The organism is Dendronalium sp. ChiSLP03b, assembly GCF_034531165.2.
GTDB classification, from domain to species: Bacteria; Cyanobacteriota; Cyanobacteriia; order Cyanobacteriales; family Nostocaceae; genus Dendronalium; species Dendronalium minutum.
On the sequence record NZ_JAVRBR020000043.1, the window covers coordinates 19423 to 33611 of the forward strand.

General features: G+C 41.5%; 16 protein-coding genes and 1 pseudogene. 8 read left to right on the top strand and 9 right to left on the bottom strand.

The window, feature by feature from the left end:
- Positions 1 to 227: 227 nt before the first annotated feature.
- Genes RMY31_RS10750 through RMY31_RS10760 form a run of 3 tightly spaced genes read right to left on the bottom strand, consistent with a single transcriptional unit; the run spans position 228 to position 900 of the window.
- Positions 228 to 386, bottom strand: coding sequence for a hypothetical protein (locus RMY31_RS10750; RefSeq protein ID WP_322660121.1), 159 nt, complete (start codon positions 384 to 386; stop codon positions 228 to 230).
- On the bottom strand, positions 383 to 682 hold the full coding sequence (locus RMY31_RS10755; protein WP_322660119.1) for a type II toxin-antitoxin system RelE/ParE family toxin: 300 nt from the start codon (positions 680 to 682) through the stop codon (positions 383 to 385). Before RMY31_RS10755 ends, RMY31_RS10750 begins: the two co-directional genes overlap by 4 nt.
- Positions 682 to 900, bottom strand: coding sequence for an addiction module protein (locus RMY31_RS10760; protein WP_322660117.1), 219 nt, complete (start codon positions 898 to 900; stop codon positions 682 to 684). The genes RMY31_RS10755 and RMY31_RS10760 overlap by 1 nt, the downstream gene beginning before the upstream one ends.
- A 334-nt stretch (positions 901 to 1234) precedes the next feature.
- On the opposite strand from RMY31_RS10760, the gene RMY31_RS10765 reads away from it, so the two are divergent.
- The 8 genes and pseudogenes from RMY31_RS10765 to RMY31_RS10800 all read left to right on the top strand — a co-directional run bounded on the left by RMY31_RS10765 (position 1235) and on the right by RMY31_RS10800 (position 8145).
- Positions 1235 to 1627, top strand: coding sequence for a hypothetical protein (locus RMY31_RS10765; RefSeq protein ID WP_322660115.1), 393 nt, complete (start codon positions 1235 to 1237; stop codon positions 1625 to 1627).
- Positions 1628 to 2037: 410 nt separating this feature from the next.
- The gene (locus RMY31_RS10770; protein WP_322660113.1) at positions 2038 to 2328 is read left to right on the top strand and encodes a helix-turn-helix domain-containing protein; all 291 of its coding nucleotides are present in this window, start codon (positions 2038 to 2040) and stop codon (positions 2326 to 2328) included.
- A gap of 479 nt (positions 2329 to 2807) precedes the next feature.
- Positions 2808 to 3791 (top strand): alpha-ketoacid dehydrogenase subunit beta, encoded by a 984-nt coding sequence (locus RMY31_RS10775; RefSeq protein WP_322660111.1) that lies wholly within the window; start codon positions 2808 to 2810, stop codon positions 3789 to 3791.
- A 189-nt stretch (positions 3792 to 3980) separates the two neighbouring features.
- Positions 3981 to 4567: pseudogene (locus RMY31_RS10780) on the top strand (SecDF P1 head subdomain-containing protein); the annotation flags it as partial.
- A gap of 88 nt (positions 4568 to 4655) precedes the next feature.
- Positions 4656 to 6068 carry a protein translocase subunit SecD gene (secD, locus tag RMY31_RS10785; RefSeq protein WP_322660190.1) on the top strand — a complete coding sequence of 471 codons (1413 nt, stop codon included), beginning with the start codon at positions 4656 to 4658 and terminating at the stop codon, positions 6066 to 6068.
- Positions 6065 to 7060, top strand: a complete 996-nt coding sequence (secF, locus tag RMY31_RS10790) for a protein translocase subunit SecF (RefSeq protein ID WP_322660107.1) — start codon at positions 6065 to 6067, stop codon at positions 7058 to 7060. The genes secD and secF overlap by 4 nt, the downstream gene beginning before the upstream one ends.
- Positions 7061 to 7135: 75 nt before the next feature.
- Entirely contained in the window at positions 7136 to 7558 is a 423-nt protein-coding gene (locus tag RMY31_RS10795) for a hypothetical protein (RefSeq protein ID WP_322660105.1), read from the top strand.
- A 116-nt stretch (positions 7559 to 7674) separates the two neighbouring features.
- Positions 7675 to 8145 (top strand): GNAT family N-acetyltransferase, encoded by a 471-nt coding sequence (locus RMY31_RS10800; RefSeq protein ID WP_322660103.1) that lies wholly within the window; start codon positions 7675 to 7677, stop codon positions 8143 to 8145.
- On the opposite strand, the gene RMY31_RS10805 is transcribed toward RMY31_RS10800, so the two are convergent.
- The 6 genes from RMY31_RS10805 to RMY31_RS10830 form a co-directional block, all read right to left on the bottom strand.
- Positions 8108 to 9025 (bottom strand): HAMP domain-containing sensor histidine kinase, encoded by a 918-nt coding sequence (locus RMY31_RS10805; protein ID WP_322660101.1) that lies wholly within the window; start codon positions 9023 to 9025, stop codon positions 8108 to 8110. The two genes, RMY31_RS10800 and RMY31_RS10805, sit on opposite strands and share 38 nt — an antisense overlap.
- A gap of 232 nt (positions 9026 to 9257) precedes the next feature.
- The gene (locus RMY31_RS10810; protein WP_322660098.1) at positions 9258 to 9641 is read right to left on the bottom strand and encodes a Spy/CpxP family protein refolding chaperone; all 384 of its coding nucleotides are present in this window, start codon (positions 9639 to 9641) and stop codon (positions 9258 to 9260) included.
- Positions 9642 to 9951: 310 nt separating this feature from the next.
- Positions 9952 to 10557, bottom strand: coding sequence for an L-threonylcarbamoyladenylate synthase (locus RMY31_RS10815; RefSeq protein WP_322660096.1), 606 nt, complete (start codon positions 10555 to 10557; stop codon positions 9952 to 9954).
- 36 nt (positions 10558 to 10593) lie between these two features.
- Entirely contained in the window at positions 10594 to 11517 is a 924-nt protein-coding gene (gene prmC, locus RMY31_RS10820) for a peptide chain release factor N(5)-glutamine methyltransferase (RefSeq protein ID WP_322660094.1), read from the bottom strand.
- 3 nt (positions 11518 to 11520) lie between these two features.
- Complete coding sequence (locus tag RMY31_RS10825) at positions 11521 to 13017, bottom strand: trypsin-like peptidase domain-containing protein (protein WP_322660091.1); 1497 nt, start codon at positions 13015 to 13017, stop codon at positions 11521 to 11523.
- Between the two features lie 157 nt (positions 13018 to 13174).
- Complete coding sequence (locus RMY31_RS10830) at positions 13175 to 14005, bottom strand: Tic22 family protein (RefSeq protein WP_322660088.1); 831 nt, start codon at positions 14003 to 14005, stop codon at positions 13175 to 13177.
- Positions 14006 to 14189 lie beyond the last annotated feature (184 nt).

Sequence of the window (14189 nt, forward strand, 5' to 3'; positions counted from 1 at the left end):
TCATAATCGTCTTCGCTCTTACAATTGAATAATTTAATTTCTGGAAGTCCCTTATTATATGTTGGCTATTTTTTCAGCGCAGCTACTAGCTAAGATTCCTAAAATTTTATTGACATCTTTCAGATAATATTCACTTAAGTCAATCTGAATAAATTGCTCTTCTAATTTTAAAAATTGCCAAATAATTCTAGTTGTGACAGTTCCATAAATTGTCAAATTTTCATTACCTACTCGTTGTTAAATATTCTTGCTGCCAGCATTTCTGCTACACATTGTCCTAAACCAGCAGGAATATTTTCTTTTTTAGCTTCCACAATCATAATTACTAGCGCAGTAATTATTAATCTTTCTGGAGAGTAGTTTTGGAGCGATCGGGAGAATTTCAAATATTCCTATTCTGCCATTGTTTAGGGTCGCGTTTGACATGAAACCAGGCAATAATAGTAATTACATCTTCTTCCCAAATATACATCACTCCATAAGGAAATCGACGTATTAAAACTCGTCGTACTTGTCGATACACTTGAGGATAAGCTAAAGGGTTGCGTCCGATTAATGCCAAACTGCTATCGACAGCACGTACAAATTCTGAGCCTAATCCAGAACTACGTTGCTCATACCATTCAAAACCATCTTGGATATCAAGCTCTGTTTCTGGGCTAATAATTAACTGATAAATCATTAAGAAAAACCCAGTCTTTGCTTAACCTCTTCCCAGGTTGAACCCTGGTTTGGGTTTTGACGATGTGTTTCTAAACGTCTATCTAATTCTTGTTTTTGCGCCTCACTTAGATTTACTGCATTAGTATCAGTCAGAATGCTATCCCATAAATCCTCTGCAAGTTGTATTCGCTCGGATACACTTAATTGGGAAATATCAACCTTTAATAGGGGATGCATAGTTATTTGCTATTTTTGACTAACATCTACAATTTTAAGTCGATTTTTTGCTGGTCATCCCCCTCATCCGTCTGTCAGGAAGCGCGAGAACAAGAAAATCAGACTTTGCTGAGTAACTTCACCCTCTCAACTGAGAAGCCAAACCAACACCTTAGACACCTATCGTGCTGCGGCTGAGAAAGCAGACGCAGAAGCCAAAAAGTCAGACACAAAAACAACACTCATTACTCAAGTTATTGCTAAACACGAAGAAGCCCTCAAGTATTGGCGTTTAACAAAAGACCCCCAAAAAGCTTTACAAAGCTATCAAGAACAACTTCCTCTATATCAGGAAATGGGCTTACTTGCTGAACAAGCCCAAAGCCTCTACAACATCGCCAAACTGCAACGCCAAAATAACCAATTGCAAGCAGCCCTCACCGAGATAGATAAAGCGATCGCAATCATCAAAAACATCCGCCAAGAAGTTACAAGTCAAGGCTTACGTACTTCCTACTTCGCCACGGTAGAGGATTATTACAAGTTCTATATCGGCCTGCTAATGCAGTTGCACAAAAAAGACCCATCAAAAGGATACGACGCATTGGCACTGAATATCAGCGAGCGAGCGCGCGCCAGGGGTTTGGTAGAATTGTTGACCGAAGCTCATGCAAATATTCGTAAAGATATTGACCCCAAACTTTTACCTATTATGTCCTCGCTTTGTATTCTGGTTGGAATCGAGTAAATGGACTGAAATTAAACCGTGCAATTAAAATATCTCGTATAGAAGCAGCTGTGCATGAAAATTAGAGAGTAGATGCGTAGTGGAGACGTTGCAATACCACGTCTCTACAAAGGTTATCAGCGGTGCAAAATATCTTAGTCTAAACCGTATTTGGCTATCAATTTTATAAAATCTGGATTGCTGGATAGTTGAACTGCCAACATTGGCAGTGCTAAAACAGTATAACCGTTTATTTGCTGTTCAGATAGCAGATTTTGTCCGTGGTAGTACAGAAATATAAACCTCCCTTGTTTGCCAGAGTGTGAGGCGATCGCTTATAAAAGAAGTATAGTTAATAAATTTTTTGCAATTGACTCTAAATGTCAATTGATTTAATAAACAAACTTAAGTTTTCAAGGGGAGCATGAGATATGGATATGCAAGTCCTGAGAGAGCGTGCGGGGCTTAGCCGTGCAGAGGTTGCCTTCAGGCTTGCAATCAGTGAAACCAGTGTCCGCAACTGGGAAGCTGGGCGTACTGAACCCACAATGACACCGAAAAAATATTTAGACGCTTTGCGTTTATTTAAATGCACACCTGAAGAATTGGCTGCTGCAAGCGAAAAGTCAATCAATCAACGACACAAACGCAAACCAGGCAGACCCAAGCGCTTTCCAGACGATCGGGTAACTCAGGTAACTGATTCTCCAGTTTGCAGCTGATAATATGCTTTGTGAAAGTTAGAGCCATCGATAAAATCAATCAAATCTAAATTTGTGCGCTTTGTGTGCTTGCATCTTCCAGTACGGGTAGTTGCTAGCTGACTAGTACTTGACAGAAATTAATTTTTACCTTGTCAAGAACATTTTTTCCCTCCAACGCCGAGAAACCAGCAAAGTGGCTTAATTAATTAAGTAGTTAACTATATATACGCTTCAGTAAAATTACTATTTTTTTCATTTTGGGAACAGCTTTGAATGTGATTTTGATATAGTTATGTCGGTAATTACTCCCTACTAGCGGCATAACAATTAGATAGACAGAGAAAATAAGGAAGAATCTTTTTACCTTTAATCTTTTGTTTCTCTGTAACTGGAGCAGTTGATTCAGACAACCCAATTTCTAACTAGTGCGATCGCTCACGGTATTGACCGCAGCGGCGCGATAAGATTCTAAAACAATAGTCGTACTAAAGGTCTAAATGGCAGAAACACTATTCTTCAACGCTCTGCGGGAAGCCATTGATGAAGAAATGGCGCGTGATTCCAGTGTGTTCGTTCTTGGTGAAGACGTAGGTCACTATGGCGGTTCCTACAAAGTTACCAAAGACCTATACCAAAAGTATGGCGAACTCCGAGTTCTGGACACTCCCATTGCTGAAAACAGCTTTACAGGCATAGCAGTGGGAGCAGCAATGACTGGATTACGACCGATAATTGAAGGCATGAATATGGGCTTTTTGCTCTTAGCCTTTAACCAAATATCTAATAACGCTGGAATGCTGCGGTACACTTCCGGCGGTAACTTTAAAATACCAATGGTAATTCGAGGTCCCGGAGGTGTAGGAAGACAGCTAGGAGCAGAACATTCCCAGCGACTGGAAGCTTACTTCCAAGCTGTTCCTGGTTTGAAGATTGTTGCCTGCTCTACACCTTACAACGCCAAAGGACTGCTGAAATCGGCTATCCGCGATGATAACCCAGTGTTGTTCTTTGAACACGTTCTGCTTTACAACTTAAAAGAAGATTTACCAGACGAAGAATACCTGCTGCCTTTAAATAAAGCAGAAGTTGTGCGTCAAGGAAAAGATGTCACAATCCTCACCTACTCACGGATGCGCCATCATGTACTGCAAGCCGTGAAAACTTTAGAAAAACAAGGTTATGACCCAGAAGTAATTGACTTGATATCACTCAAGCCACTAGACTTTGACACTATCGGTGCATCTATACGCAAAACCCATCGAGTAATTATCGTAGAAGAAGGCATGAGAACTGGCGGTATCGGAGCGGAATTAATCGCCTCAATTAACGATCGCTTATTTGATGAATTAGATGCGCCAGTGTTGCGGCTTTCTTCCCAAGATATTCCTACACCTTACAACGGCAACCTAGAGCGATTGACAATTGTTCAACCAGAGCAAATAGTCGAAGCTGTGGAAAAAATGGTGGCGATGCGCGTGTAAAAAGAACTGAAGATTAATGGCGTTAAGAGTTATGAGTCAAAACTATTACTCATAACTCTTAATTTTTACCTAAGTAATAGTACGCTATCATATCCTTTAATCAAAAAAAGTTATGGTATGAAAAAACAAGGCTCATTACTAACCTTGATTTTATCTCAGACAATTGCGGCAATCCCTTTGAGTTCTTGTACAGTTGACTCAGACAAAATTTTAATACCCTTACCGAAAATCAAAGAACCAGTCCTAGCCCAACGAATGTTGGAAAGTACAGTACAGTTAGAATTCCGCACTCAAAAGCCGGGTACAGAAACGGAATTGTACGCACTTCAAGTATCAAGAGCAGAATTGAAACTTAAACAACAAACTTTGAGAAATAGTACAGATAAAGCAGCGATCGCCAAAAATCTAGCAGAATTACAAAAAAATAATCAAGCGATCGCTCAATTATTTACTAGTACAAATCCGCCACTCACAAACAGATATATCAAAGATGCTTATGCTCAACCCAATCAAAACAAATATTGGGATATTGCGATTGGGTTCGACCAAAAGGGTAGCGAACTATTTGCCCAAGTCACGAAAAGTCTAGCTGGCACGGGACGTAGCTTAGGTATTTTTCTAAACAACGAACTCATCAGTTCTCCCGTAATCAGTCAAGCATTTGCAGCGACAGGAATTACTGGTGGCCAAGCTGTGATTACAGGCAAGTTTACCGCCCAGCAAGCTAATGACTTAAGCGTACAGCTACGCGGTGGAGGTTACCAGTCCCAGTAAAAAGTAAAGTTCTCCCTCCTAATTGATAATTCATAACTCAATCAAAGAGCGTTATTATAACGTTTGTCAGTTACGAGTTATGGTTATGGTATGCAAAGACAGCGATCGCTATTAGCCTTGATTTTAGTCTTGGTAATCGCCGCCGTTGTGGCGATTGTCAAAATTCCCGTACCCTTGGGACTGGACTTACGCGGAGGATCGCAGCTAACAATTCAGGTCAAACCAACGCCGGAAATTAAGCAAATCACCCAGCGAGAATTGGAAGCCGTGAAAAAAGTCGTCGAAGGTCGAATTAACGGCCTTGGCGTTTCAGAACCAGTCATCCAAACTATTGGTACAGACAAAATTTTAGTACAACTGCCAGGGGTCAACGACCCCGAACAAGCGGAACGCGTACTTGGAGGTACAGCACAGTTAGAATTCCGCACCCAAAAGCCAGGCACAGAAACCCAACTGTTTGCTTTTCAAGCATCACGAGCCGAACTGAAAGCCAAGCAGCAAGAGTTAAGAAGCAGCAAAGACCAAGCTGCAATTGCCAAAAATCAAGAAGAGTTGCAGAAAAATAATCAAGCGATCGCTGAATTATTTGAAAGCACCAACCCACCTCTATCTGGTAAATTTCTCAAAGATGCCTACGGCGAACCCACCCAAGGCAACAACTGGAATGTTGCCATTCGCTTCGATCAAAAGGGTGGTGAACTGTTTGCTCAATTGACAAAAAATCTTGCAGGTACTGGACGCAGCATTGGTATTTTTCTAGACAATGAACTAATCAGCGCTCCTGTAGTAGGGCCAGAATTTGCCGCTACTGGGATTACTGGTGGTGCAGCCGTGATTACAGGTAGGTTTACGGCACAACAAGCTAATGACTTAGGTGTGCAGCTACGGGGTGGTGCATTACCTGTACCAGTAGAAATAGCAGAGATCCGTACTGTTGGCGCAACCTTGGGTAAAGATAGTATCACTAGCAGTATCTATGCTGGGGCCGGAGGTCTAGCTTTGGTATTAATATTTATGGTGGTGTACTATAGACTACCAGGACTGATTGCCGACATCGCGTTATTGATCTATTCTTTGCTGACTTGGGCAAGCTTTGCTTTATTAGGTGTAACTTTGACCTTGCCAGGAATTGCCGGTTTTATCCTGAGTATTGGCATGGCAGTAGATGCGAATGTGCTAATTTTTGAGCGTACCCGAGAAGAATTACAGGCGGGCAAATCCCTGTATCGTTCTGTAGAATCAGGCTTTTACCGTGCTTTTTCCAGTATTTTAGATGGCAACGTTACCACAGTTATTGCCTGTGCTGCACTATTCTGGCTGGGGGCTGGTTTGGTGAAAGGCTTTGCCCTCACTTTGGCTTTGGGCGTAGCAGTGAGTATGTTTACCGCAATTACCTGTAGTCGCACTCTCATGTTTTTAGCAATTTCAATTCCCGCACTGCGAAAACCAGAACTTTTCTCTCCAAACGTGCCAGCCTCAAATAAGGCAGAGGTGGCTCGATGAAACTAAGTATTAACAAATCGCGATCGCTTTGGTGGACTGTTTCTGTTGCCATCACCCTCGCTGGTATCATCTCAATGGTGATTTCTTGGCAAAACCCCAGCATCAAAGCACCACTACGTCCCAGCTTGGATTTTGTCGGTGGTTCAAGATTGCAGTTTGAACGAGATTGTACCAAACCAGGTAACTGCGACAAGCCAATTGATATTAATGTCGTTCGGGAAGTAGCAAAAGCAGAAGGATTAGGCGATAGCAGCATCCAAATTGTTGCTGATAAAGACACAAAAGCAGAAAACGGCATATTGATTCGCACAAAAAATTTGGATCGCGACCAGCGTACCAAGTTGCAAAATGCCCTAAGCGAAAAAATCGGTGCTTTTGACGAGCAAAAAAACCAAATTGACACTGTTGGCCCTACTTTAGGGCAAGAGTTGTTTACCTCTGGTATCATCGCCTTAATCGTTTCCTTCGCAGGCATTGTTATTTACTTAACCTTCCGCTTCCAGCTAGACTATGCCGTATTTGCTGTTGTCGCTCTGTTTCATGATGTGTTGATTACGGCCGGAATATTCTCTATTTTGGGTTTGGTACTGGGGATTGAAGTAGATAGTCTCTTCATCGTTGCCCTACTAACAATTACAGGTTTTTCGGTCAACGATACAGTGGTGATTTACGATCGCATTCGAGAGACACTACAAACAAATCCCAACCGCCCGATTGCTGACATTGTAGATAATGCCGTCAACCAAACTTTAGCTAGGTCAATCAACACGACCTTAACAACCTTACTGACATTGTTTGCTATCTTTCTGTTTGGGGGCGAAACTTTGAAAAACTTTGCCTTAGCTCTAATTATTGGCTTCACAGCCGGAGCTTACTCGAGTATTTTCATCGCCAGTACGCTTCTAACTTTATGGCGAGAACGCACGGGCCAACCTACAGTAGTAGCAAGCGCTGAGTCCATTGATACATCTACTACTTCCCAGGATAGTTAAGCTACCTTTGTATTACATAATTGCGTGAAAGCATCGTGTAAATTCCTGACCCAGACGTTGTAGTTTTCTTTCGCTATGGATCGACCCGAACAACCGTCAATCTCTAACAAGACTGAGAATACTGACCCATCTTTTGCCCAACAAGTACAAAAGCTACATCAGCTGACAGTATACGGCAGATGGTTGTTCGTCATTTGTTTATGGCTCACCATTGCGCCTATTTGCTTGTGGAATTTACGCTCAGAAATCACGCTTTGGCGGCAATACTTCACTTGGGTGGCAGTACGCTACGGACTCTTCTATCATCCACTGTCTACTCTAGGTTTAGCATTTTGTATCGGTATGACAGTTGCTGTTTTAGTTTGGCAGAGTCGAAATATTCTACTTGGGTTACCACCCGAAGAACAGCAGCGTTTAGAAAAACAAGTTTGTCGAATACGCCAGCAGGGATCGACTCATCCTCTGTGGAAGTGGGTTTGTCATGAAATCAAGACTTAATGAAGAAATTCTCAAATAGTTGTATATAGATATACGCATTCAGTATTTTATTAGCAAGATATGACTTAATATGACTTAACAATAATAAAGATACTGCCAAAATTGGGTGTCTACAAATGAACTATTCTCAAATTCAATTTCGCGATCGCCACTCTGAAATTGACCTTTACCAACTCCAAGAATTATTCAATATTTCAGCTTTCTGGGCAAAAGGGCGTAGTATCGAAGATTTGGGCATAGCTATTGCTAACAGCGACCCAGTAATTTCTGTCTGGGATGGAGACAAACTCATTGGCTTTGCCAGAGCTACTTCTGATGGCATCTATCGTGCCACTATCTGGGATGTTGTGATTCACCCAGACTATCGTGGTATTGGGCTGGGAAGCAAATTAGTGGAAGCTGTCTTGAGTCATACTCGTATGAAGTGGGTTGAGCGCGTGTACTTGATGACAACTCACCAACAGGAATTCTACAAAAAAATTGGTTTCCAGCCCAATAGTAGTACCACAATGGTGTTATGTAACCAATCTAAATTTAGTTCCCTTTCAGCTACAGAGATTCAGCTTCAGGAAACGCTAGGGGGATAGACATTTGCAGCCTAGTATAATTATTGGTCTGTTCATTAGTAGCTAGAGGCATGATTTCTAGCTTTCCTCCCATGACTTCCAAGAGAGTTTGATTGAGTAATAGCTTCATTCCTGCTGAAAAAGCGGGGTTCTCATCATTATTGTGAGGAAGCATCTCTTCAGATTTGATAATGTCAATCGACTCACTATCGGGTAAAGCGTCAACTGGCACATCCAAGCAAATGCGAACAGTCTTATTTGTAGGTGAAAGGCTACTGGAAATATGGATACTGCCTTCCTCCATTTGAGCAATGGCAGTGTCTACTAAACTGACTAATACTTGTCGCAGCCAGCGGTGGTCTGCCAAAACATAAATTCCTGGGTCGGGAAGTAACACCCGCAAAGGAAAATTTCGATTTGCCGCCAGCATATAAGTTAACTGATTAACTTCCTGCAAAACTTCAGCTAGGGATCGCGGCTGAATATCTAATTTGTTAGTACCGTGTTCTGTTCTAGCAATACTGAGAATTTCATCGATCAGATGTAGCAATTTTAGTGCCTTCTCGTGAGCTTGGGTAATAAATTCTCGCTCTTCAGCCGGATCTTCACACAGATCCGACAAAATTAACTGATGTAAGCCAATTAGACTATTGAGGGGCGATCGCAATTCATGAGTCGTCCGCGCTAAAAAACCTGCTTTAAATTGGCCCATTTCCTGTGCCATTTGGTACGCTAGCTGCGTTTGCTCGATCTGTTGCAGGAGTTGTGGCATGTGCTGTTGCTCTGCTGGTGCTACTGGGGACGAGCTAGAAGCGGCATTTGACGACCGCGCAAATAACCAACGAACACCCATCCCCACTACCAATCCTGCTCCTAGGTATACCCAGTTGCTCCAATTCATAATTTGGCGATTATTAACTTGTTAATTAACCACAAGGGAACAAAACAAAGTTCCGGATTTTTCAATTTATCTGTTTCTAGCCTTAGTTGATGATTTTTTTGTTTCTTGCCTACGATCGAGAAAACAAAATTATAACTACGATTTGTCTTTATTAGTCTAAAAATATAATACTCATTCAATTAACGTGAGTTCAACGAACTCACGTTAACTGTATTATGCAATTGACTAAAATTCAACGATGTCGTTTCATTTTTGCTTGTTGTTCTGGGGTTAAAATTGCCTGCATTTGTTGTCTTTGAGCGCTGAGAAGTTCCTGAACTTTTTGTTTTTGATCTGCTGAGAGATCGAGCGATCGCAATGACCTCAATGGCGATCCACGACCATCTTTGTTCGCAGCTTTAAATTTTTCTTGTTGCTCGGCAGATAACATAGCGAGTATTTTCGCTTGAGTTTGCTCTCTTATCTGTTTCATTTGTGCTTTTTGATTGTCAGTTAAATTGATATCCGATCTTTTCCCTGGAGACGCACCAGTGGGAGACGATAATTGACAACCAGCAGTAAAAATTGCGATTATAGCAGCACCCAATAGCAGTTTTAAATTAAATTTATACTTCATGAATACATCTCCTAAATATAATTAGCTGTTGGCTGTTGACTGTCAACGACCACTGCAACATTTATGCAAATTAACCGCGCTTTCGCTGATTAAGGCTGATTGATATTTATTATTAATGCTCACTTTTGGACAAATTAATTCAGACAAAAGTCATACTAAACACATGACTTTTGTCATGAATTTAAACTGTAATTACTTCGGTAAATAGAGTATTAACATTCCTATCGATGCTAACTAAGAGCGTTGGCTCCTTTGCTTTTTGACTTAATGATTGTGACAAATCCCTTGGTAGAAACGCGCCATGAAGCGTCTATGGGTATAATTGGACCGCGCCTTGACGCAAAATTTGCCAATTCATTCCTGTCCATTTAGCAACAGTCGATGGTACGCTAATCCCTGATACACCTTGAAATTCTGTAGCTACCACCAAAACTTCAGGAAACTGAGCTTCAATTTCTGCCATCGTTGATAAAGGCGGTTGACCTGAAAAATTAGCACTAGTGGTAGCAAGAGCGCCTGTTTGCGCCAAAATAGTTTGAGCGATCGCACTATCAGGGACTCGGATACCAATTGTTGTTGGATCGGTAGGGTTCATTTCTTGGGGTACGCGTTGGCGCAGCCCGTCGGAGACATCGCTTGCTGGCAAAACTAACGTCAGCGCTCCAGGCCAATATTTGCTTACTGTTTCTTGCCAAATTTTATACTCATTCTCGCTACCTTTGACATAAGGCCACAAATCCTCTGCGCTAGCTGCCATCAAAATCAAAGGTTTATCCTGACTGCGTTTTTTCGCAGTAAAGATTAATCCTGCCTTTTCTGGTAAAGTTGCAAGTGCAGGAACGGTATCTGTGGGAAAGCTCACCAATAAGCCAGCGCGTGCGCCAGCTATCAGAGCTTCTAAAGAAACTTGAGTCATATTTAAGAAGTTAGAAGTTAGGAATTTACAATTATTTCACAACTCCTCACTCAGCACCGAACAGAGAGCAAAGCGTTCAATTCCAGCTAAATCAGCATGAATTTGAATATTGCCATAGGTTCCTTGCTTTTGCAAAAGTTCGTGGACTGCATCCGCCTGTCCCGCCATCATCTCAATCAGCCACACGCCACCAGGTCGTATGTAACTGGGAGAGATTTCTATCAAATGGCGGATGCAATCTAAACCGTCAGTACCACCATCCAGAGCTAAGTGTGGTTCATGGTTAACTACTTCTGGTTGCAGGGTAGGCACGGTATTGGTGGGAATATAAGGCGGGTTAGACACCATGCCACTGAATTGGCCTTTTAAGCAGACCAATGGTTCCCACCAAGAACCTTGATAAAAACGCATCCGTTCGGCAAGACCCAAATTATGGGCATTGATCTGGGCGATCGCTAAAGCTTCAAGACTGCGATCGACTGCATGAATTGTCGCTTCTGGCAATGCGTCTGCTAGTCCCAAAGCGATCGCCCCACTTCCCGTACCCAAATCTGCCCAGTATCCCGATCGTAAAGGCGGATTTGCCTCATTGTTGGCTGCGGCGATCGCAGCTAAATCAATCAAGCACTCTGTTTCTGGTCTAGGTATCAAAACCGCACTCGAAACAGCGATTTTAAATTGTCGCCAAGGTGTGACTCCAGCAATGTACTGCACTGGCAAACGCTCATACAATCGCTTCTGCCATAGATGGTATAAATCTTCTAAAGGCAACTTCATTTGAATTTGAGGTCTTTGTTTAAAAGACTCCAAACGTATTGCCAAACGATCTAACCCAGCAACCTCTAAAAGCAGCCAATCTACTTCAGATGGCGGGACATCATGAGCGATCGCGGCTTGGAGTGCGTGATTACGCCACTGCCAAAGTTGTAAACCGGAAACTACCCTTGGCTGTTGTGTCATGTCTTAACGTTGTTGCAGCTTCTGTGGCTGTGAATTTACATTCAAGGCATTATCCCTAGGCAGGGTCTTAATATATTCTCTAGACTCTGGGGATGGTACTAAAACAACCTGACTCAGCAAGACATCATTTTTATCCTGGAAGGTTTTAATAACTCCATCTATATCTGTCACATGAATATCAGCTTTGGGATAATTTCGCTTCACTTGGTTTAACAAATTTTGTGCGTCTTGCTTACTGAAAAATAGAGGAATTACTTTTTGTGTTTGAGATGTCGATTTAACTGTTAAATACCCTCTATTCGATGACAATCTAATCACAAAAAGAGGTACGCTTTTGAATCGATCTACTTTTTTACCGTTTTGACGGAGTAATTCTATTGCTTCTTGAATTTCTCGGTCTACAGCTTTAAAGGCGAATACAAGACGGTTTGGCTGATTTTCTGTTTTTTGTTGTTGCTGATAAATAGCTCCTAGTGGTACAGCTGTTATCTGTAGGCTTTTTACCAATTCTTCCATCTTTGGATCTTTATTTTTAGCATTCCGCAGTTCATTGATAAAAGTCTGAGCGTCTTGGCGACTTAAATAAACACCAGTCACCGAACCACCTTTTTTACCATCTTGACGCTCTGGCAAGGAACGAGTCAATGGGAATCTTTTTTCGTTAGTAATAATATATACAGGTACTGAATCTAACTTTTGTTTTATTAATTGTTCCCGAACAAACAAGTCATCTGGTTGAAGTTTTGTCACTTTTGGTGCAGACAAACTAATACCCATATCGACATTGACTTTCGCCGATAGCCTGACAAAAATATTGATGGGAATACCTGCATTTCTACCCGACTTAACAGTAGCAACAGTGGGATTTATTTCATCAAAATTAACATCAATTGCTGGTTCAGCTCTACCATGAATGCCTATTACCTCACCTTTTTCATTAAGTACTGCACCACCACTCATGCCTGGAAGTGTGGCATTGTCATAAAATAAGGTGTAGCCACCATCAACAGATATCTGAGTAGCATTGGCAAGAATTTGCCCATCGCGGCAATCATAAAAAGGTAATTGAATTCCGGCGTTACTTTTTGGGAACCCAGTAATATAAATATTTGTCCGTCTTTTTGCCTCATCAGAATTACCCATTTTTGCAACTTGGTAATCTTTGTTGCTATTAAACTGCAAAACGGCTAAATCTACATTTTCTGACAACGCTTTCACGGTACTGTATTTAAGTTGATAACGCTGGTTATCTGGAGTGACAATTTCATATTTTAAGCTAGGGTTATTAACAACATGATGGGCAGTGAGGACAGTATAAGTATTACCTTCTCGCTTAATAATTACCCCAGAACCAGGTGTTTTACTATCAATTAATACTGTGATTTTTTCGCCAATGGTATCTACTTCTTGTTTACAGGATATTGCCTGTGCTGAGGGAGGTTGTATGAAGGCGATTGATGTCCCTATGAAGAGTGACGGGAGGATGTATTTATACTTCATAGGACTTACGTATTATATAAAAGTCTGTACATAGTGAAGATTTTCAGGCAATGAGCGATCGCTACTTATTTAATATTAATGGCCACAAGTCTGAAACCATCGGATGCCGTTAATACACATGACGTCCCATTTATACAGTGCGTAAGTCCTAAACCCATTATTTTTTAGGTGTAGCTGGAGGACGTGAATTGTTGGGATTGGCTGCTGGGGTCTTGGGTGCGTTATTTCCAGGTAGCGTCCTGATATACTCTCTTGACTCTTGAGATGGCACTAAAACCACTTGTTTCAGCCATTCATCGTTTTTCTTTTGTAAAGTATCGATAACTCCGTCTACGTCTATAACCTGAATATCAGCTTTGGGATTTTTTTGCTTCACTTGACTCAATAAACCTTGTGCGTCTTGCTTACTCAAAAATAGAGGAATCATCTGCTGATTATTAGCTGTCAGCTTAATTGGTACATATCCCTGATCTGGTGCAAATCTGACAGCAAAAAGAGGCACGCTCTTAAATTGCTCTACCTTCTGACCGCTTTGGCGCAGCAAGTCCATCGCCCCCTTGATTTCTTGGTCTACAGGTTTAAAGGCAAATACAAGACGGTTGGGCTGATTTTTAGTTTGTTGCAGTTGTTGATAAATAACTCCTAAAGGCAATGCTGTCACCTGTAGGTTTTTCACTAATTCTTCCATCTTTGGATCTTTGCCTTTGGCATTTCGCAATTCAGTAATAAAAGCCTGAGCATCTTGGCGACTTAAATAAACACCTGTTACCGAACCACCCGCTTTTTGACCGTTTTGACCATCTGGCAGAGGACGACTCAATGGTAAACCTTTGTCATTGGTAATCAAATATACTGGTACAGCGTCCAATTTTTCTTTTATTTGTTGTTCTGGCAATGCCAACACTGGGACATTTCCGATAAAAACTGTTCCCAGCAGAGTACTTCCGACTAAACCCAATGTTGCGCCCCAGCGAACTAATGCTTTCATGACTGATCCTCGCATCGATATCTACTAATTCAAACAAATTGTTGGATTTGCATAGCACCAACTAGCTTTAGTTATATAGCAATCTATTGAAGATGTGAAAAAGTCGCGATCGCCGTTAAATGCTAGCAATTAACTCTTAAAACCTGATATTTCCAAATCTTGGAGAATTGCTATAGTTAACTCT

Excerpts from the sequence above, each read along its gene's own strand:
- RMY31_RS10765 (WP_322660115.1), top strand. The coding sequence starts at position 1,235 with ATGGGCTTACTTGCTGAACAAGCCCAAAGCCTCTACAACATCGCCAAA.
- secF (WP_322660107.1), top strand. The coding sequence starts at position 6,065 with ATGAAACTAAGTATTAACAAATCGCGATCGCTTTGGTGGACTGTTTCT.
- RMY31_RS10825 (WP_322660091.1), bottom strand. The coding sequence starts at position 13,017 with ATGAAGTATAAATACATCCTCCCGTCACTCTTCATAGGGACATCAATC.
- RMY31_RS10815 (WP_322660096.1), bottom strand. The coding sequence starts at position 10,557 with ATGACTCAAGTTTCTTTAGAAGCTCTGATAGCTGGCGCACGCGCTGGC.
- RMY31_RS10805 (WP_322660101.1), bottom strand. The coding sequence starts at position 9,025 with ATGAATTGGAGCAACTGGGTATACCTAGGAGCAGGATTGGTAGTGGGG.
- RMY31_RS10775 (WP_322660111.1), top strand. The coding sequence starts at position 2,808 with ATGGCAGAAACACTATTCTTCAACGCTCTGCGGGAAGCCATTGATGAA.
- secD (WP_322660190.1), top strand. The coding sequence starts at position 4,656 with ATGCAAAGACAGCGATCGCTATTAGCCTTGATTTTAGTCTTGGTAATC.
- RMY31_RS10810 (WP_322660098.1), bottom strand. The coding sequence starts at position 9,641 with ATGAAGTATAAATTTAATTTAAAACTGCTATTGGGTGCTGCTATAATC.
- RMY31_RS10830 (WP_322660088.1), bottom strand. The coding sequence starts at position 14,005 with ATGAAAGCATTAGTTCGCTGGGGCGCAACATTGGGTTTAGTCGGAAGT.
- RMY31_RS10755 (WP_322660119.1), bottom strand. The coding sequence starts at position 682 with ATGATTTATCAGTTAATTATTAGCCCAGAAACAGAGCTTGATATCCAA.
- RMY31_RS10795 (WP_322660105.1), top strand. The coding sequence starts at position 7,136 with ATGGATCGACCCGAACAACCGTCAATCTCTAACAAGACTGAGAATACT.
- RMY31_RS10760 (WP_322660117.1), bottom strand. The coding sequence starts at position 900 with ATGCATCCCCTATTAAAGGTTGATATTTCCCAATTAAGTGTATCCGAG.
- RMY31_RS10800 (WP_322660103.1), top strand. The coding sequence starts at position 7,675 with ATGAACTATTCTCAAATTCAATTTCGCGATCGCCACTCTGAAATTGAC.
- prmC (WP_322660094.1), bottom strand. The coding sequence starts at position 11,517 with ATGACACAACAGCCAAGGGTAGTTTCCGGTTTACAACTTTGGCAGTGG.
- RMY31_RS10770 (WP_322660113.1), top strand. The coding sequence starts at position 2,038 with ATGGATATGCAAGTCCTGAGAGAGCGTGCGGGGCTTAGCCGTGCAGAG.